This window comes from Vibrio tasmaniensis (genome assembly GCF_024347635.1).
GTDB classification, from domain to species: domain Bacteria; phylum Pseudomonadota; class Gammaproteobacteria; order Enterobacterales; family Vibrionaceae; genus Vibrio; species Vibrio tasmaniensis.
Genome location: NZ_AP025510.1, coordinates 1,929,950 through 1,948,540, shown reverse-complemented (window position 1 = coordinate 1,948,540; position 18,591 = coordinate 1,929,950). Strand labels below are relative to the sequence as shown.

General features: G+C 41.0%; 19 protein-coding genes. 12 read left to right on the top strand and 7 right to left on the bottom strand.

The window, feature by feature from the left end; all coding sequences use genetic code 11:
- Positions 1 to 106 precede the first annotated feature (106 nt).
- Genes nrdH through nrdF form a run of 4 tightly spaced genes read left to right on the top strand, consistent with a single transcriptional unit; the run spans position 107 to position 3,839 of the window.
- The gene (gene nrdH, locus OCV44_RS08750; protein ID WP_139685745.1) at positions 107 to 328 is read left to right on the top strand and encodes a glutaredoxin-like protein NrdH; all 222 of its coding nucleotides are present in this window, start codon (positions 107 to 109) and stop codon (positions 326 to 328) included.
- A complete protein-coding gene (gene nrdI, locus OCV44_RS08745; RefSeq protein ID WP_139685744.1) occupies positions 328 to 726 on the top strand; it encodes a class Ib ribonucleoside-diphosphate reductase assembly flavoprotein NrdI in 399 nt (132 codons plus the stop codon). Before nrdH ends, nrdI begins: the two co-directional genes overlap by 1 nt.
- Positions 719 to 2,851: a class 1b ribonucleoside-diphosphate reductase subunit alpha gene (gene nrdE / locus OCV44_RS08740; protein WP_139685743.1), complete on the top strand. Its 2,133-nt coding sequence runs from the start codon at positions 719 to 721 to the stop codon at positions 2,849 to 2,851. Before nrdI ends, nrdE begins: the two co-directional genes overlap by 8 nt.
- Before the next feature lie 16 nt (positions 2,852 to 2,867).
- Positions 2,868 to 3,839 (top strand): class 1b ribonucleoside-diphosphate reductase subunit beta, encoded by a 972-nt coding sequence (gene nrdF / locus OCV44_RS08735; RefSeq protein WP_032555225.1) that lies wholly within the window; start codon positions 2,868 to 2,870, stop codon positions 3,837 to 3,839.
- Positions 3,840 to 3,948: 109 nt separating this feature from the next.
- On the opposite strand, the gene OCV44_RS08730 is transcribed toward nrdF, so the two are convergent.
- Positions 3,949 to 4,368 carry a BLUF domain-containing protein gene (locus OCV44_RS08730; RefSeq protein ID WP_139685768.1) on the bottom strand — a complete coding sequence of 140 codons (420 nt, stop codon included), beginning with the start codon at positions 4,366 to 4,368 and terminating at the stop codon, positions 3,949 to 3,951.
- Positions 4,369 to 4,581: 213 nt separating this feature from the next.
- Positions 4,582 to 4,773, bottom strand: coding sequence for a hypothetical protein (locus OCV44_RS08725; protein WP_009847119.1), 192 nt, complete (start codon positions 4,771 to 4,773; stop codon positions 4,582 to 4,584).
- Between the two features lie 557 nt (positions 4,774 to 5,330).
- On the opposite strand from OCV44_RS08725, the gene OCV44_RS08720 reads away from it, so the two are divergent.
- Together OCV44_RS08720 and OCV44_RS08715 are read left to right on the top strand one after the other, a co-directional pair.
- The gene (locus OCV44_RS08720) at positions 5,331 to 5,582 is read left to right on the top strand and encodes a TIGR03643 family protein (protein WP_139686244.1); all 252 of its coding nucleotides are present in this window, start codon (positions 5,331 to 5,333) and stop codon (positions 5,580 to 5,582) included.
- A 67-nt stretch (positions 5,583 to 5,649) separates the two neighbouring features.
- On the top strand, positions 5,650 to 6,045 hold the full coding sequence (locus OCV44_RS08715) for a DUF3465 domain-containing protein (protein ID WP_029222999.1): 396 nt from the start codon (positions 5,650 to 5,652) through the stop codon (positions 6,043 to 6,045).
- Positions 6,046 to 6,207: 162 nt separating this feature from the next.
- Here OCV44_RS08715 and OCV44_RS08710 read toward each other — a convergent pair whose 3' ends face one another.
- Positions 6,208 to 7,581, bottom strand: coding sequence for a cytochrome P450 (locus tag OCV44_RS08710; protein ID WP_139686243.1), 1,374 nt, complete (start codon positions 7,579 to 7,581; stop codon positions 6,208 to 6,210).
- Positions 7,582 to 7,758: 177 nt separating this feature from the next.
- A complete protein-coding gene (locus tag OCV44_RS08705) occupies positions 7,759 to 8,733 on the bottom strand; it encodes an integron integrase (RefSeq protein ID WP_139686242.1) in 975 nt (324 codons plus the stop codon).
- Positions 8,734 to 8,992: 259 nt separating this feature from the next.
- Between OCV44_RS08705 and OCV44_RS08700 the strand changes: the two genes are divergently transcribed.
- Together OCV44_RS08700 and OCV44_RS08695 are read left to right on the top strand one after the other, a co-directional pair.
- Entirely contained in the window at positions 8,993 to 9,730 is a 738-nt protein-coding gene (locus tag OCV44_RS08700) for a hypothetical protein (protein WP_139686241.1), read from the top strand.
- 141 nt (positions 9,731 to 9,871) lie between these two features.
- Positions 9,872 to 10,330, top strand: coding sequence for a hypothetical protein (locus OCV44_RS08695; RefSeq protein ID WP_139686240.1), 459 nt, complete (start codon positions 9,872 to 9,874; stop codon positions 10,328 to 10,330).
- Positions 10,331 to 10,585: 255 nt separating this feature from the next.
- Here OCV44_RS08695 and OCV44_RS08690 read toward each other — a convergent pair whose 3' ends face one another.
- Both OCV44_RS08690 and OCV44_RS08685 read right to left on the bottom strand, forming a co-directional pair.
- A complete protein-coding gene (locus OCV44_RS08690; protein ID WP_139686321.1) occupies positions 10,586 to 11,638 on the bottom strand; it encodes an IS91 family transposase in 1,053 nt (350 codons plus the stop codon).
- Positions 11,635 to 12,522: a tyrosine-type recombinase/integrase gene (locus OCV44_RS08685; RefSeq protein ID WP_139686322.1), complete on the bottom strand. Its 888-nt coding sequence runs from the start codon at positions 12,520 to 12,522 to the stop codon at positions 11,635 to 11,637. The genes OCV44_RS08690 and OCV44_RS08685 overlap by 4 nt, the downstream gene beginning before the upstream one ends.
- 368 nt (positions 12,523 to 12,890) lie before the next feature.
- Between OCV44_RS08685 and OCV44_RS08680 the strand changes: the two genes are divergently transcribed.
- The 4 genes from OCV44_RS08680 (at position 12,891) to OCV44_RS08665 (ending at position 17,323) form a co-directional block, all read left to right on the top strand.
- A complete protein-coding gene (locus OCV44_RS08680; protein WP_211349773.1) occupies positions 12,891 to 14,465 on the top strand; it encodes a reverse transcriptase domain-containing protein in 1,575 nt (524 codons plus the stop codon).
- Between the two features lie 126 nt (positions 14,466 to 14,591).
- Complete coding sequence (locus tag OCV44_RS08675; RefSeq protein ID WP_139685795.1) at positions 14,592 to 15,383, top strand: hypothetical protein; 792 nt, start codon at positions 14,592 to 14,594, stop codon at positions 15,381 to 15,383.
- A 608-nt stretch (positions 15,384 to 15,991) separates the two neighbouring features.
- A complete protein-coding gene (locus OCV44_RS08670; protein ID WP_139685794.1) occupies positions 15,992 to 16,576 on the top strand; it encodes a hypothetical protein in 585 nt (194 codons plus the stop codon).
- Positions 16,577 to 16,711: 135 nt separating this feature from the next.
- Positions 16,712 to 17,323, top strand: coding sequence for a hypothetical protein (locus OCV44_RS08665; protein ID WP_139685793.1), 612 nt, complete (start codon positions 16,712 to 16,714; stop codon positions 17,321 to 17,323).
- 27 nt (positions 17,324 to 17,350) lie between these two features.
- On the opposite strand, the gene OCV44_RS08660 is transcribed toward OCV44_RS08665, so the two are convergent.
- Positions 17,351 to 18,307: an IS110 family RNA-guided transposase gene (locus OCV44_RS08660; protein WP_198591532.1), complete on the bottom strand. Its 957-nt coding sequence runs from the start codon at positions 18,305 to 18,307 to the stop codon at positions 17,351 to 17,353.
- Positions 18,308 to 18,591: the final 284 nt, after the last annotated feature.

The window sequence follows — 18,591 nt, the reverse complement described above, 5'->3', positions numbered from 1 at the left end:
CTTTGGATTGAGGATCAATATGTTGACAAAATATAAATCCCAAATACTATATGTGCCAATATATTTAGTAATGATTATCATTAAGATTTAATTGAGGTTGTATAATATGGATGTCATCGTTTATTCCAAGCCACAGTGTGTGCAATGCACAGCAACGGTTAAGGCGTTACAGAGCAAAGGTATTGAGCATACCGTCGTTGATTTAACGTGTGACGAAATCGCAATGGAAAGAATTCAATCAATGGGTTATCGACAAGCACCCGTAGTTGTCGCCAATGATCGCCACTGGTCCGGTTTTAGACCTGACATGATCAGCGCGTTGGACTAATGATTGTTTACTACTCTAGCGCTTCTGGGAATACGAAGCGGTTTGTCGAACAGCTAGGATTACCTGCGATCAGGCTTCCTACTGAGGCCAATGAAAGGACGTTAGAGATTGAGCAACCATTCGTACTCATATGCCCGACTTATGCCGATGGTGAGGGGCGAGGAGCTGTGCCTAACTCCGTTATAAGTCTATTGAATAACCCGAAGAATCGAGCATTGATTAAAGGTGTGATTGCGTCGGGAAATCGAAACTTTGGAGCACTTTTTGCTCGCGGAGGTGCCATTGTCGCTGAAAAGTGCAATGTGCCGCTGTTGTATCGTTTCGAACTATCTGGAACCCAGAGCGATATTGATATCGTAACAAATGGGTTAGAACAATTTTGGAAACATCATGGATAACCACTTTGAGAACGAGTCCCTTGACTACCATGCTTTAAACGCAATGTTGAATCTACTTGATGAACAAGGGACGATTCAGTTTGAGGCAGACAAGGAAGCGGCTCGACAATTTTTCTTACAACATGTTAATCAAAATACCGTTTTCTTCCATAACTTGGACGAGAAGATCGACTACTTGCTCAGAGAAGGGTATTACGAGGCAGAGGTCATTGAGCAATATGATCGCAGTTTTCTTCATCAAATTTGGGCAAACGCCTATCAAGCCAAATTTCGATTCCGAACTTTCTTAGGTGCTTATAAGTTCTTTACTTCCTATGCTCTCAAAACTCGCGATGGTAAACGATATTTAGAAAGGTTCGAAGACCGAGTGGTTATGACAGCACTGTTATTGGCTCGTGGTGATTGTGAATTTGCGCTGGCACTAATGGAAGAAATTATTCACCAGCGTTTTCAACCGGCTACGCCCACCTTCATTAACTCCGGTAAAAAGAGCCGTGGTGAATTGATCTCCTGCTTTCTGTTGAGAATCGAAGACAATATGGAGAGTATCGGTCGCGCGATTAACTCATCATTGCAACTCTCACGTCGTGGCGGCGGTGTTGCTTTACTTTTGACTAACTTAAGAGAGCAAGGCGCACCCATTAAGGGGATCTTAAATCAAAGTTCAGGTGTCGTCCCTGTGATGAAATTGCTTGAAGACAGTTTCTCGTATGCAAACCAACTGGGTTCTAGGCAAGGTGCGGGTGCGGTTTATCTCAATGCACACCACCCAGATATCATGCAATTTCTTGATACAAAAAGAGAAAATGCCGATGAAAAAATTCGAATTAAGACCTTGAGCCTTGGCGTTGTCATTCCTGATATTACGTTGGAATTGGCCAAGCAAAACAAAGATATGTACTTGTTTTCTCCTCATGATGTCGAGCGAGTATATGGCGTACCTTTCTCTGAAATTAGCGTGACGGAGAAGTACCATGAAATGGTGGACGACCCGAGGATCCGCAAAGGAAAAATGAGCGCAAGAGGCCTATTCCAAACGCTTGCTGAGATCCAATTTGAGTCGGGCTATCCATACATCATGTTCGAAGATACGGTTAATCAGGCTAACCCTATTCAGGGACGTGTAAACATGTCCAACTTATGCTCTGAAATATTACAGGTCAATGAGGCGTCCAATTATGATGATGACTTGAACTACAGCCATATCGGACGAGATATTTCGTGTAACTTAGGCTCGCTCAATATTGCCAAGGCCTTGGATGGCGGCCGACTCTCTCAAACTGTTGAAACCGCAATTCGAGCATTGAATGCAGTGTCAGAAATGAGTTCGATCAACAGTGTGCCTTCGATAAAAAAGGGCAACGACGAAAGCCATGCGATTGGTTTAGGTCAGATGAACTTGCATGGTTTTTTGGCTCGAGAACGCATTCACTATGATTCACCAGAGGCCATTGATTTTACTGGTAGTTATTTTGCCTGTGTTTTATATCACTGCCTTGTGGCTTCCAATAAATTGGCGCAAGAGAAAAAGAGTACGTTTAAAGGGTTCGAAGACTCAAGTTACAGTGATGGGGCTTTCTTCGACAAATATTTGCAGCAGGATTTCTCGCCAAAATTGGACGTGGTACAAGACCTATTTAGCCGTTTGGATATTCGAATCCCCACCGTGTCTGAGTGGAGCGAATTGAAACAACTCATCATGAGCTCAGGGCTGTACAACCGATATTTACAGGCCATTCCACCTACAGGCTCAATCAGCTATATCAACGACTCTACCGCTTCTATTCATCCCGTTACCGCTAAAGTTGAGATAAGAAAAGAGGGCAAAATTGGGCGAGTTTACTTCCCTGCACCGTATCTGAATAACTCCAATTTGGAGTACTTCCGTGACGCTTTTTCGATAGGCCCTAAGGCAATAATCGATGTCTATGCTGCGGCGACTGAACATGTTGACCAAGGCCTTTCATTAACTTTGTTTTTTGACGATGAGGTAACGACGAGAGACATCAACAAAGCTCAGATCTACGCATGGAAAAAGAAGATTAAAACGCTTTACTACATCCGAATGCGACAGAAAGCATTAGAAGGTACTCAAGTTGAAGGGTGCGTGTCGTGCTCACTGTAATAAAGGGATAAACGCAATGAAAAAGATGGAATCCGGACCCGTTCAAGCGATTAACTGGAATCGTATGATTGATGGCAAAGACCTAGAGATTTGGAATCGCTTAACGGTTAATTTTTGGCTGCCTGAAAAGGTACCTTTATCCAATGATATTCAAACATGGAAGCAGCTAACTGAAGAAGAACAAACGTTAACGATTAGAGTTTTTACCGGTTTAACGTTACTCGATACTATTCAGAACACGGTGGGTGCACCAGCCTTGATGGAAGATGCGAGAACGCCTCATGAAGAAGCGGTATTAACCAATATCGCTTTTATGGAGGCAGTTCATGCTCGTAGCTACTCTTCTGTATTTTCTACTTTGTGTACTACGCCGCAAATTGATGAAGCGTTTCGCTGGGCTGAAGAGAATCCTCTGTTACAGAAAAAAGCACAGATTATCCTCGATGATTATTTGGCTGAAGGCGACCCGCTAAAGAAAAAAGTGGCCAGTGTTTTTCTTGAGAGTTTTTTATTCTATTCTGGATTCTATCTACCCATGCATTGGTCGAGTCGGGCGAAACTTACCAATACAGCGGATTTGATCCGTTTGATTATTCGTGATGAAGCGATTCATGGTTATTACATTGGATACAAGTTTCAACTCGCTTACCAATCTCTTAGTGAGGAAGAACAGGCGAGAGTTAAGGATGAAGCTTATTCATTAATGTTCTCTCTTTATGAAATCGAAACGCAATATACTGAATCGCTTTATGATCCTGTTGGCTTAACTGAAGATGTGAAGCATTTTCTACATTACAACGCCAACAAAGCGTTAATGAATCTCGGGTTTGAAGCATTGTTCCCGGATGAGTTATGTCAGGTTAACCCTGCTATCATGGCCGCATTGTCGCCCAATGCTGACGAAAACCATGACTTCTTTTCTGGTTCTGGTTCTTCTTATGTCATAGGTAAAGCTGTGGCTACTGAAGACGATGACTGGGATTTTTAAACGAATAGCCCGAGCGTGAGCTCGGGCTAGAAGCGTATTATTTAACTTCAAAACGACATCATCTGTTTCAAGATTTCAAGATTTCAAGATTTGCCGTTTGGAAGTCAGGTCACTCAGACGGCAAATTTTTCTTTAACTCTAAAAGTATTTTATAAGCACTTTCGCCAGACATTTCGTATGGGTTAAATTGATCAGATGCAGAAAACTGTAAGTTCAACAGCTCGGTTAAATAGGACTGTGGAATGTCTCCCATCGACCAATCTCCAAACTCTCGACTATCAATTTCCTTAAAATACAGTATGGTCACTCTCTCGTGTCGCTTGTCATTTAGGATGTGATTGTAGGTATGGTTAACGGCATCCCTAGAGCCTTCAATACATTGAAGAAAGTACTTTTGATTATGGCTGAGAAGCCCTGTTAGATGGCTCTGCCGGTTGTGGTCTCGTGAGATAGTGAGTATCTCTTCCAGTGCTTTAGAATCACAACATTCGGAAAGTGTGCTGACATAAATTAACCGATTTAGGAACATAGGCATCATTTCGAATTTTTGTTCAAAGGGTATTAATAAATATAAGCCAAGCTCATGGAATTGCGAGTTATTGGCCTAATTGTCACTCGGTGGCTTTTGGAAAAGAAGAGGGTGGGGATTAAGTAGCAAAGGACAGCAAGCAAGATACGCTAAAATGACTCTAATATTGGACATTCAATCATTTTAGCGACCTGCTTGTCATCGAGACTCTCTTTAGTCGTTTAGAACCGAAATCGATTCAACGTTGGAAGATGCATCGAATCGAACATTGACCAACACGCTTTCACGCTCAAAAGTCACATCATCAAAATCAGTGGCTGCGATCTTAAATCCATTCCTTGCAAATAAACTGGTCACTGTTGTTCGTTGTTTCTGTTCCATGGCGCTTGTCAGTAGTTCGTTCATCTTGATCTCCATTAAGTAACCGTGTGCATAGTGTAAGCGTACAGGGTCTACGTTATGAGTTCAATTGCTTAATTAACAAGCTGTGTTGATGAGTTCAATTGAATGATTTTGGCATTCCAAAATGTAATGAATAAAAGGGAATGAGGTTGTATCACTTATGATAATTATGGCGTAATGTGACCACCGTTCAGTATAATGTTCGGATAGAAATTTATTTAAAAATTCAATGTAATAAGTGGTTACAAATCGATCTAGTGCGGTTCGTGGTTTTACGTTTTTCGAAATTACTTTGTATTGGTTCAGGTTATTGCGATGTCGCATCTTCGGTATCTTGTTTTAATCTTTAGCCATAAACTGACTTGATGACTTGATGACTTGATGACTTGATGACTTGATGACTTGATGACTTGATGACTTGATGACTTGATGACTTGATGGATTAGTAATTCTGCCGTTGCTTTTTGGATGTTGGGGTTCTTCAATTTAAGTGATAAGTCTTTGATCTAATGTGTAAGATGGAACGTATTTCTGTTCATTTAATTGAAGATGAGCAGGTAATGATGTTATCTAAAGAGACTGAATCAAGAATTATTGAAATGGCATGGGAAGACAGAACGCCGTTTGAAGCAATAGAACTGCAATTTGGTTTAAATGAATCAGAGGTGATTCGCTTGATGCGCAGTCGTTTGAAGCTTGGCAGTTTCAAGTTGTGGCGTACTCGCGTTTCTGGTCGCTCTACCAAGCACGTAAAACTTCGTAGTTCAGATGTATCTAGAGGTTATTGCCCAACTCAGTATAAGCATCGTTAAATTGATACTTGCGTAGTTTTGTAGCCTCAATGGATATCCCTGTATGGAAAAGAAAGGAATAAAAGAAATGAAAAAGTTTATTACTCTATTTTTGGTATTGCTCTGCTTTGGTGTCAGCCATGTTCAGGCCAATGATGCGCGACTTAAGCAAGCTTACCAAAATCACCAAAGTGATGTTCAAGTACGTGGCTCGGGTTTAGTTTCACGATTGCTTCCAGACGATAATAAAGGCTCTCGACATCAGAAGTTTATCTTAAGGCTCGACAGCGGACAAACTTTGCTGGTGGCACATAATATTGATTTAGCTCCTCGTATTCAGGGATTGAGAAAGGGCGATAGAGTTGAATTTTATGGAGAGTATGAATGGAACAAGAAAGGTGGCGTAATGCACTGGACTCACAAAGATCCTCGGAATCACCATGCTCATGGCTGGCTGAAGCATAATGGGAAAATATACGAGTAGACGACACTTGGTATGCTGCATCTACGCTCGCCTTGGTTTCTGATTATATTGAATTCCTCATTTGGGTCTCACTTATATTTGCCCCAATAGACGAGAGAGCCGAAATATCGGCTCTTTATTATCTGCTCTCTATTATTGGTTCTGGATACCTTTATTTGTAAGCTAGCTTCGCTTGGTTATTTTCACATTAAACCCAACGGGAGACATCGTGAACGCAAACTGTTCAACTACAGTTTCAGGGGCTTGTTGTGGTTCGATGCTGAATTCTTTAAACAATGTATGAAAGGCGAGTTTAATTTCCATCATGGCCAATGAGCGTCCAGGGCATAGCCTTGCTCCTCCACCAAATGGCTGAAGGTTAGAGAACGAAGCGCCATCTTTTTCTATCCAACGATTCGGGTTAAACGTTGTTGGATCTTCAAATAAATCTGGGTCAAAACCATTCGCATGTAGCATCACAAAAACTGGCGTCCCTTTTTTTACCTGGATGTCACCAATCTGCGTGTCTCGTGTGGGTTCCAAATAAAGTTGTGGCGCTACCGGCTTTAATCGCATCGCTTCATACATCACCGCTGTCATATAAGGTGTTCGAGGAAGCGGCCATTCTAAGACCTTTCTCTTCCCTAGGGCGTCAAGTTCATCTTGTAAGGCCAACTCACTACTACGATTACCGCTGACTAAGAACGCCATCCAAGCCAGTGTATTCGCTGTGGTATCTTCTCCCGCTAATAGAAGGGTAATAGCATTGGCAACAATATCTTGGTCAGTTAATGATGAATCTTGTTCTTGTTCCAATAACATGATTTGCAGCATGTTTTCTGGTGAATCTTTAAGGGTTGGTTCGCGAACCAGACGTGCTCGTTGTGTTTCAATACACCCATAAACGAAATGCCCGATCTCTTCCAAACTGGCATCAAACTGCTTGTCTTTTCTTGTTTTGAAAAAACGCCACAATGGAATGGGAGAGCTACAGCGCTGATTTATTACTGGAAACACGTTTTGTAAGCTTTTACTTAGTGGCACCGTCGTTTGTTCTATAGAGTTAAAGTCCTCGCCGAAGGCCAGTAGCGATGTCACATCGACCGTGTATTTTTTAAACTCTGCTACGAGTTCGACCACTTCTCCTGATTCTGCGAGCATTTCAAGGTGCTTTCCAAAACGTTCTGTAATCACGCTTAACTGGGGGTGAAAATATTTCAGGTGACTTGGCTGAAACATAGGTTCTGTTAGTTTCCGTTGATGCTTCCAACGTTCCTCTTCAGCAGAGAATATGCCATTAAGACCGACTTCATCAAAGACACTCTCTATATTCTTTAGGCGGCGAAACTCATCAGGTCGAGACTTTAATACGGACTTGATTTGAGCTGCGTCGGATAATACAAGTACATCTTTCATGCCTAGCTTTAACCGAAAATGAGCACCGTACTCTTTAATCCAACACAACATTTGCTGATGAACATTGGACTTTTTTAAATAACTCACATGTCCTAAAACACCAGAAGTGGGTGGCATTGGTAGTTGCTCAATTCGCTTCATTTACATTTCCTTATGGATATCATTGATGGCGCGTAACATCACTGAAGTTACGGCTAGAGCGATAAGTAAAAGTCAGCATCTAATTTAACAAGTTTCATGATTCGGTAAGTAAAGGTATGTAAGTGAGGTATTCTCCGCTAAGTTTACAAAGTCTCGGAACCGGAGATTCCTCGACAATTACTTAACGAATATTTTTGAAAGTGGACTAACAACGCCGTTGGCCCCTCTGTCGATGATGTGAGTATATATTTGCGTTGTCTTTAGATCGGCGTGTCCCAGTTGTTCTTGAACTGTTCTAATATCTGCACCGCTTTGAAGAAGATGTGTAGCAAATGAATGCCGCAAAGTGTGGCAGGAGATGTCTTTCTCAATGTCGGCTTTTTGGCTCGCTACTTTAATGTGTTTTTGTAACGCTGTTGGATGAATATGATGCCTACGCAATACACCGGTTCTCAAATCGGGTGCCAGACGAGCAGAAGGGAAAAGAAATTGCCAATTTAAGCTTCTTTCTGCACTCGGGTATTTTTTAGCTAGAGAATCGGGCAGGTATACACCAGAAAAAGCTTCATCATGTATATCTTGCTGATGGTATTCTGCGGATTTCTGTTGTTGTAACTTGATTGCGGGAAAAAGCTCGGGGGCTATTGTCACTATACGGTTCTTTCCTCCTTTTCCTTGCCACACTCGCACCGATTTATAGTCATAGTCGATGTCTTGCATTCGTAAGCGCAGACACTCCATCAAGCGTAGGCCTGACCCATACATTAATTGGTAAGGTAATTTGAAGTTAGGAGAGCAGTGGTTAAAGAACCTGCCAATTTCTTCTGGAGTCATAACCGTTGGCAACTTTCGAGATTTGTCTGAACGGCGAAACTGCATATCAAGTTCTATGGGTTCTTGAATGATCTCTTTGTATAAAAAGACCAGCGCATTGAGGGCGAGGCTTTGTGTTTTCTGTGCTAATTTCTTATCAATAACTAAGTGCGTGAGGAAGTCTTCTACATGCCTCGAAGTCAAACTTTTGGGATGCTTTTTATCATGATAAAGAATGTACTGGTGAATCCAATAAATGTACGCCTTTGTAGTACGAAGAGCATAGTGCCTCGCCAACATATACTCTTGTATATACGCTAGAAATGGTGATTTTTGCATTTTAGTTTTAACTGGTTATACATACATGAATTACAGTTTGGCACATCAATTCATACTATATAGAAAAAGTCTGTATTTTGGGATGCAAGCAGATGCTCGTAGTGCTTAAGTTACTGTTAGTTTTCATAAAAACGGGGTATGGTTAACTTCATCAAGATACTAGACAGAATAATTCTATATTTAAATGCAGAATTTTTCTGTCTAAGAACTGTTATAGGGCACGAACAAATCAAGATTTATCAAATGAGAAGGTCAGTAAATGAATTTATCTATAGTAGACGTATTTAACCAGCCATATGAGCGATGGTCAAAAAGGCGATTAACCACAGAGGAGGCTATTGAAAACTATAGAATAACGAATGTTATGGAGCTAGAGACGAATGATCAGCTTCTTTATACTGTCTCTGATGCTTTTACTGCTGCGCAGTATGCCGTTATTTATTATGGTGATAATGGATTTGATAATCATATTGACGGCGCTTTGAACTCTTGTTCACACTACAGCACGTGGAAAGGCGCGATGCCTTCATCTACGCCGCTTGCCTTGTCCAGCTATCAAAAAAAGTACCCTAACTTCGACTCCGTTGCGGTTGATACTCAAATCAATAATCTAAATATTAAGCCAGGTCATGGTCAGTATTTATTTCATGGTGGCTTATGGACACATGGAACCAATAAAAAAATTGTCACAACACGACAGCTATCAACTAGCTTATGCCCAAATATTGCCCTAAATAATGCCCTTCATCTTGGCAAAGCTCATGATGCAGGGCAGATAGATTTAATGGTTATGAAAGTTGATAACCCAACAACAAACGCTTTTGTGTTTAAAAACAAAGGTACAAACCTTGGTCATGAAAAAGAAGTTCTATTCTCGAGCGGCGCAACTTTGTATGAAGTAGGAAGGCAGTTAATCACTAGTAACTTTGTGGTTGGTAAAGCCGGACACTCGAACAAAAATGTATGCGTTTACCTTGTTGAGATGCGTCTTAGTTAACGCCCTATAACAATGCAACCAAGGTGATGCGTTACACTCGGCGGTTTTGGTATGGAGTTTAGTGTGCTTTGCTTGTTTAGTGGGGCACACCTTATTGCAGGCGTTATGTTTCAGGTTCAAATTTCGTAAAATGAGGTAGATATGGCGTATTGGCGTATGCAGTTACACCCAGATGATTCTGGGAATTCAGCTTTTCATTCCGCACAAAGCTTATCCGCAGGATTTATTGGTTTAGATTTTGCTGAGCGCGTAGGCGATTTAGAGTTTGAAGAACTGGATAAGATTCCTCAACACCAAAAAGATTATGTCGCTTTTGCAAACCAAATGAAGGTCGGTGATAAAGTTCTGATTATCTCTCATCACTTTCCATTTGCCGTTTGCACTGTATCTGGTGACTATAACTATATAAAAACTCCAGTACCAGAGTTGGGTGTATGGTTCCGACATTTTCGAAGAGTAGACAATGTGAAGTATTTTGCTGATTTTAAAACCAATGCAAAAGCTTGGCAGCAAATCAAAATGACAGACACAATTTCCCCACTTGTTAACGAAGGGACTTTATCACTGAATCTAATTCGTGAGATGTATCCTGAAACATAACAAATAAGGATTAAGGTGTTGCGCAGCCAACACTAAATCCCAAGTGTTGAACAAGCCCGAAGCCACTTTATTAAGTAAATTGTACGATTGTATTTGAAGGGCACATCGCTTTGAGGCTTTTCTCAAGGCGAGCGAGGTCAAGATAAGGTTGCGATAGCAATCTTATCAACCAGTTAGTTATTTTCTCTTTCTTTCGTCGTCACGTATCCTCTGTTTTCGTTGATGCCATTCTCCTTATTATCAAATGCCTTTCGGCTAGATGGGTCGACTCACTCCAACGTACGCCATCTCATGCTCACAGCAAGGGCATACTCGTATCGCTTTGGTCCTTATCGGTGCGGTGAGTGGCGGCATCATATAGAGTAAGTTCAACAGCAACAGCTGAATACGGGCTCTTAAGGCGTGTGCTTGACCACGTAAAAAGCCGTAGTCTCGAACTCGTTGTAACCCTTTGGGGAGCACGTGTTGCAAAATGAGCAGCAAGAACTTGAGAGTCGGCAAGGTGCGCGTTCGCCATGCTTTGGTTTGGCTCTCTTTATAGCGGAACGTGACCGTATCATCGGTGATATGGATGATGTCTTCATCAGGCAGCACACCGCGATAGAGATAGCGCGACAAATAGCTCAGTGCAGACTGACCGTAACCAACCTGCCTACAATCGACCACCCATTGTTTGGGAATGCCACTCGGCAGCCACAATGTTGGGTGTTGATTAATGGCCTCTAGCATTCTTGCTCGCCAGATTTTGGCTAAAGCAAATGCGTTAAAAAGGTAATGCTTGTTGCCTTTGTGCCATGTTTGCCTTGATGCATCGTATTGGCCTGCCGCTACGATAATGTGCAGATGTGGGTGCAAGTTTCGTTGTCGGCTGTGGGTATGCAGCACGGCGGTAAAACCAAGTTCACCTTGCATCTGTCTTTTCGCAAAGTCCTTTAAAACCCCCGATGCCACCTTAAACATACCGTTATATGTCGCTCTAGGTTGATGTCTTGCTAAGACTCTTAGTTGATACGGCAAAGTGAAGGTCACCATGAAATAGTGAACAGGTAACCGCTTTTGCTGTTGACGTTGTAGCCAGTCAGAAGTGGTGCGTTGTTGGCATTGAGGGCAGTGTCGGTGACCACAAGAAAGCGGTAATCGGTCGTCGTGATGACAGTGACTACAGAACCATTGTGAGCGACCTTGTTGCTCGGTCTTGCAACGGAGCATCGCCCTAATGGCCCGATGCATATCGCCATTCATCTGAGTATGATAGTGACGCTTAAGCGCACGGTGATGTTGGCGAAGCAGCTCAATGAACGTACTCATTTCATGCTCCCTGTTAAGTCTAGAGCATCCGTTAATTGGTTGATGGCCATCGCCGCATCACGCTGCTTTATCTGAGTTATTCGGGTGTAACGGGCTGTGGTGTTGAGGCTTGCGTGACCCAGCAGCGTTTGCAGTGAACGCAGGTCAAGCCCTTGCTCAAGTAGGTGCGTTGCAAAGCAGTGTCTGAGAGAGTGGGGGCTGGCGTGTTTTTGGATGTCACACTCTTTGAGCACAAGCTTCATGGTTTTTTGAATGCCGCCTCTGTCCATCGGTGCGTTGTCACCTTTTCTAAGCCCTGGAAACAGTAATCGCGGGTGCTTATGGCTGAGCCAATGCACACGAAGAGTTTTAAGCGTTCGCAGAGGAAGCGGCACCATTCGGTCTTTCCCGCCTTTTCCTTCCCGTATGTGAACGCGCATTGTTTGGCTGTCGATATCATGAACGGTGAGGTTAAGTCCTTCACCAAGGCGTAATCCCATACTGTAAAGGGTCAAGAAAAACACTTGATAACGAGCCTGTCGCGTATGGTTAATCAGCGAGCTGACTTGTTGCGGTGTGAGTATGTCGGGCAGTCTTTTCACTTGTGGCGGCTTCACGATATTGAGCCATTCCCACTGTTTACCCAGCGTGTAGCGATAGAAGAACTGCAAGCCATTACGATCGAGTTTTATGGTGCTCCACGAGTGGGTTTGGATAAGAGACGCGAAGAACTGTTTGAGATCTGCCGTGGTTAACGTATCAGGAACGCGATCGAAATGAGCGGTGATCCGACGAACCGCACGAGAATAGGCATCAATGGTCGCAGGTCGTTTACCTTGTAGCTTTAGGTTGGTAAGGTGTTGTTCATAAAGGGTGTTGTAGCGTTTTAAGTCATCGGGTTTCATGGGCTTACTCCTGTCAACGACCATCAGGGTGATGGTGTTACAAGAGTATGGTTCGCACTCGTTTTACTCTGCCGCGTAGCGGCTTCGTTCAACAAGCAATTTAAGAGTGATTCAGCACGCTTGTCATTTTTAGTTTGGGTTAAGTTTGGTGATTACGGTGGTTAAATTGAGTGTCGTGGTTGCGTGCTTCACACCTTAATTGGGCGTTAAATGCCAATTCGAATTTGACTCTACTTGATATGTTTGTTCTAATCACTTACATGCCTAAAGAGGTGAGCGGACACCCTTAATACTTGATTAGAAATGCTTTTTTAGATTTTTGGTTAAGCAGGTCCCTTAGTTGATAAAACATCGTGCTAAGGTATGTAGTGACTATCTTTTACGTAGGTTGTGTCCGTGGAACAAACCCAGCGAAAGCTGGGTTTTTTTTTGGAGATAAAATAGTGGAATTGCACGAACATATTACTTGGTATATTGAGAAAGAATCAAAAAAATTAACTGAAAGGCACCATGCATACCATAATGCATTACATGTAGAAAATGAACGGAAACTATCGCGTTCTTCATCCCCTACGAATCTAAAAAAAGTAGCTAAGCCACCACAATGGTTAAAGGATAAGAAATTCGATCCTTTTTACGTTAGAAAGCATGCTAAAACTATTGCATATTCTATTGCAAAAAAAATAGAAGCAAAATCATACGAACCTTACCTGCCTGCAAAAAATGATATTGCAAAATCATCAGGTGGCTATAGAGAGGTTGCTGTATATCAAATCCCTGATGCTGCAATTTCAACTTTCTTTTACCATCGCTTACTTAAAAAAAATAAACACCGATTTAGTTCATTTTCTTATGCATATAGAGATGATAGGAACGTACATTTTGCTATTCAGGATATTGCAGTTGAATTATCTCAGAATTCAAGGTTGTTTGTCGCTGAGTTTGATTTCTCAAAGTTTTTTGACACTATATCTCATTCTTATTTATTTGAGCAATTTGATAAAAATGGTTTTTATATAAGTACTGAAGAACGAAGTGTTATAAAGGCTTTTCTAAAAGGTCGTGATGAAGGGATTCCACAGGGGACTTCAATCTCTCTATTTTTAGCAAATTTAGCATGTTGGAAATTAGATAAGCAATTAGAAAGAGAAGGTTTACAATTTGCTAGGTATGCTGATGACACCATTATATGGTCTCAAGACTACACTAAAATTACCAAAGCTCTTGATATTATGACTTCATTCTCTAAAGATGTTGGTGTTGCTTTAAATCCACAAAAGTCTGAAGGTATAAGTCTACTATGCCCAAATGAAATGCAATCTGAATTTTATAAAACTAAAGAATGCGTCGAATTTCTTGGGTATTCAATTTCTGTTGATAAGGTATCAATCAAAGAAGCATCTGTAATTAAGATGAAACGTGAAATTTCATACATTTTGTTTAAACATCTAATACAGCCACTTCAATCAGCTCAGTTAAAAGCCTTGAAAATTCCTGCAAATAATCAAGATGAAGCACTTCTTAGTGCTATATGTGAAATACGTAGATATATGTACGGAAATTTGTCAGAAAGCATGCTTGAGTCATATCTAACAGGCCGTAGCAATAGAATTTTCTTCAAAGGGATTATGAGCTTTTATCCACTGATTAATGATGAACAGCAGATGACATCCCTAGATGGTTGGCTGGTTAATGCGATCTTTAAAGCTGTACAAAAACGATCTAAATTATTAACTTCTCATCGTCAACCAAGAACTCACTCCTTCCCTTTTAATGTATCTCGTAAAGATCTACTAATAGGATGCAACAGAAGTAAAGTCCATGGTAAGAGGTTACTAAAATATCCGAGCTTTTTAACAATCTATCAGGCAATGCAAAAAGGATTAGTAGAAGACGGCATTTCTGGTATTACAAATTCGAATGCAAATAGTTACAATTACTAAAGCATTTAACAAGAGCTTTAAACGGAACTAAAACAGTTGGTTAGGTTCCGCTTCGCTCCACATTATAACCAACAATTTTAGTCCGCTTAAGCTGGCGTTAGCAGTTTAAATTGAATTAGGTAGTTAATGAAAACACAGTTAATGTTAGTACTGCTTTCGGTAGGTATTTGTTGGCAAGTTCATGCGGATGAAATTCGCTTACCTAAATGCCAGATTGAGGATGCAGTAGAAACGCCAATCACTTTTTTTGTCTCAGAGTCAGTAACAAAGCGTTATGACACATTTGTTATTGAAGGGCATATTCAGCGATGGCTGAATTTTTCAAATCAAGCACTAAAAAATTCGTGTGTTCCGATGCTCAGAACATTGGATAGAATTGTCTATACGTCGGAAATACTTGGTGAGGAAAGCGAAGAGTTTGAGGTTGTACATAGTTTCTTAGAGTACTATTACCCAGAAGAAATAGAGCGTCTAAATAGTGATAAAGCCAATCTTTATGGATTGGTTTTCAAAAAAGATATTTCCCAGTTCACAACTGAATGGTGCGGTGAGACTATGTCTTCAGTCTACCCTCAATTTTTCACTATTGGTTTAACCTGCGGTGACAGCGTTTTAGAGCATGAACTTGGTCATTTAGCATGGGCTAATCATGATATGGAGACACTATCAGATCAAACTGATGGAATGCCATTTGATCTATCAAATCAAGTCCCTCTAAGTGTTCAAAGTAAATACAAGAAACATTCATATGGCTATATGTGTGGGGGTAAAGGAACGGTCATGGCTTATGCTGATGAGACTCACCCGTTCTATTCATCTCCAGATATCAGTTACGGGGATATTGTTTGTGGAAACGCTTATTACGCTGACAATGCACGAGTTTTGCGTGAGCACGCTTTGAGTCTTAGAGGTAAATAAACAGCTAACAAGAAATTTAAGAGTGATTCACAACGCTCGGTGCTTTCACTTCAAGCCAGTTTAGTGTTTAGGGCACAATGCCTTAGGTAAGGTGTCTGCGTTGTTCACACCTTAATTTGGCGTTATGTGGTAGTCAGGTAAGTCTCTAATTTAGCTTGGTTTTCCATTGATTTTTATTGGTTTTCATGTGCGAAAATCCTTGTTTTGTTCTTTTGATTTGTCTCATGCTGTTTGAATAATAAGTGAGTTGAATTGTCGAATTTAATTTTGAGTAAATAAAAATTAGCGGATAATCGGATAGAAAGTTGAACATAAAAGTAACGTCAACGTTTAGTATATCTGTCATTAAGTTGAGCTCCATGAGGTCTCCCTGTTTGTTTATATCTAATGGGTATGTTAAACCTCAGATAGCTGCTATCAGTTTCACACTGTGAAACCTTCGCAGAGTCAAACCACATAACAAACAATTCAACCTGACTTGCAACGCGTGGCATTTTTACTTCTAATCAGTTTTAGTGGTTACGGTGCAATGCAGAATCACCGTATTGCGTTGCTGCGCAAGTTAATTGGGCGTTAGCTGTGTCTCACGTTAAGTAATCAGGATAAATATGAATAATCTTCTTATAGATGAACTGCTTCGTTCATATGGAATTTACTGCTCTAATAAAGAAGCTGATGATTTTGAAGAATATCAGCTTCTTGGAGCGGTAAAGTACGCCAAATCTGTAGCTTACAAGTTAAAAGACCTAGATTTATTAGGTCTTGCCTCAAAAATTGAAATAGAGTTGCAAGAGCGAATAAAAACTGAAAATGAATACTACCTATCTTTTGATGAGGCTCCGAGTGAGTTTCCGCATTTGGAAGATGGGCGAGAGTTTTGTAAGGACCTGTTTTATGTACAAAATCGCTATAGAGTTGATATGAAACCGTACCGAAGATTACTCATTGATCACGAGGAAATATTTATGTCTACGGGGCTATATGACTCTTTAGTTAAGTACCTCGATGAAGATACAGTTCTTCACAAGATCTACAATCAGGTAAAACACAAAGTCATGTATTACCAAGGAGTCACACTGCCTGAAATTAGTAAGGTTGATGCACTATTTAATGAAGCTTTCGAGGATATTTGTCGAAAGGCTGATAAACACCTTGAACGCCAATTGAATAAAGCTGTCGCTGCAAACAGCTAACAAGGCGCTAAAGATGGACTAACAAACGCTTGGCATTTTCAGTTTGGTTTAGTCGTGTGTTTAAGGTGTTTTAATTGAGCGAGGTGGCAGGTTTGTTAGCCACTTAGCTAATCGTTAGCTTAAAGGAGTAATACGATGAAATGGTGGGAAAAATCAGTAGAGTACTACTTTGTTAAAAAGTTTCTTCCATTGGAAACAATGATTTCTGCATTTGATGGAAAGCATGAACAAATTGGTGATGTACTTTTACAACATGCTGACAGATGGATAATGATCGAGTTCAAGGTTGATAAAGATGCAATCAGTAGTGAGAAAAATAAATTTCATGACTATGAGTTAGCTTTTGAAGAGTTGTCTGCCCATGATAGTCATCATTTTCTCATTTACGGTGCTATTCACTCTGAAAATGAAGAGTTCTGCTTGTGTGGCGATACATACTTCTCTGGACAGCCTTCTGGGAATATTAAGAAGATATTGGCGTCAGGGTTAAAGAAAGATGCTTTCTTAACATATCTCGATCGCTTTTTGTTTCATAAAAACGGAGGCCCTAAAGGGGGTGGAGGTGGTGGCGGTTTAACTTTCAAGGATTATGCTTTGGTTGCAGGAATTAGTTGTGACAATAAGATTGTTGAGTGTAAAACTCTACAAGAGTTTGGACTTGAAAATGGCCTTAAGATTGAGCATGAAAAAGTTCAGTCACGCGGCTATTCCATAGATAGAGATCTAGATGGACCGAGTTTCCCTTAAGCTAACAAACGACTATGGCGTCAATGATTAGTTTTTGGCTGTACTTTCATTCCACATGGCGCCATCTCTCAGCATAGAGTTTAGGGTCACAACCATCTTTCGAACACACGCGATTATTGCGACTTTCTTTGGCTTTCCGGCAGCTAAAAGTCGAGCATAAGTCGCTTTGAATACGGGGTTACATTGCATGGCTGACATCATTGCCATATATAACACTGTGCGTACTTGCGCTCGACCGCCTTGGATCACGCGCTTACCTTTGTAGCGCCCACTTTCGCGTGTTATTGGAGCGACACCAATCAGTGATGCTGCTTGTTTATTTGTGATGTAACCAAGTTCAGGTACGTTGCTAATTATTGATGCAGCGGCAATGTTTCCTATTCCTGGGACGCTTTGCAATATTGTGTTTTTAGCTTGGTATTCAGGGCTATCTTCAATGAGTTTAACGAGCTTTTCTTCTAACTTGGTGATTTGATTTTTTATCGTGGTTAGCATTGGTTTGATAGTCGGATGGAGAGAGGCGGGAAGTATCTGGATTCGGTTCTTTTCCATGGTTTGCATGGATAACAACTGGTTTCGGCGAATGACTAAGTCACTCATTAGGCGTATGTTTTTTGGCTTTATGACAGTAAGAGCTGGTTTGATTGCTTCTCCATAGTGAGCGATCAATTCTGCATCTAAACGATCATTTTTGGCTCTGCGGCCAATAGCACCAGCGAATCGTTTTATGTGGACAGGGTTTGCTCTGACAATAGGTAATTGAGCCTCTGCACATGCAAGAACAAAAGGCATTTCTAACCGGCCTGTTGCTTCAATAACGATGCGTTCAGGACTATGACTCTTAATTGTTTTGAGTGCTTTTTTGATGCCTTTATCATTGTTCTCTACTGAGAAAAATAGATCTAGTGGCCTGATGTGGATGTCTAATTGTGTTTTGCCAGTATCAACTCCAACGTTGATGCTTTGATTGATTTTGGTATTCATAATAAGCTAACTCATGCTTGCGTAATGCGGGTTCGAGACCCAGTCGACTATTCGAGGTTTATGCTTGAAGTCCTATGTAGCGTTCATGTTTGTTATCGGTCTCTCGATAGAGGAGCCAGCGTTTAAACGAACTGCTACATAGAAAGCTTTAGTTGCAGCTAAAGCCTGGGTCTCACATTACCCGATTGGAGTGCTTATTATCCATACAAACAATTTAAGAGTGATTCAGTACGCTTGGCATTTTCCTTCTACTTCAATAATAGTAGTTACGGTACAATGCTTTA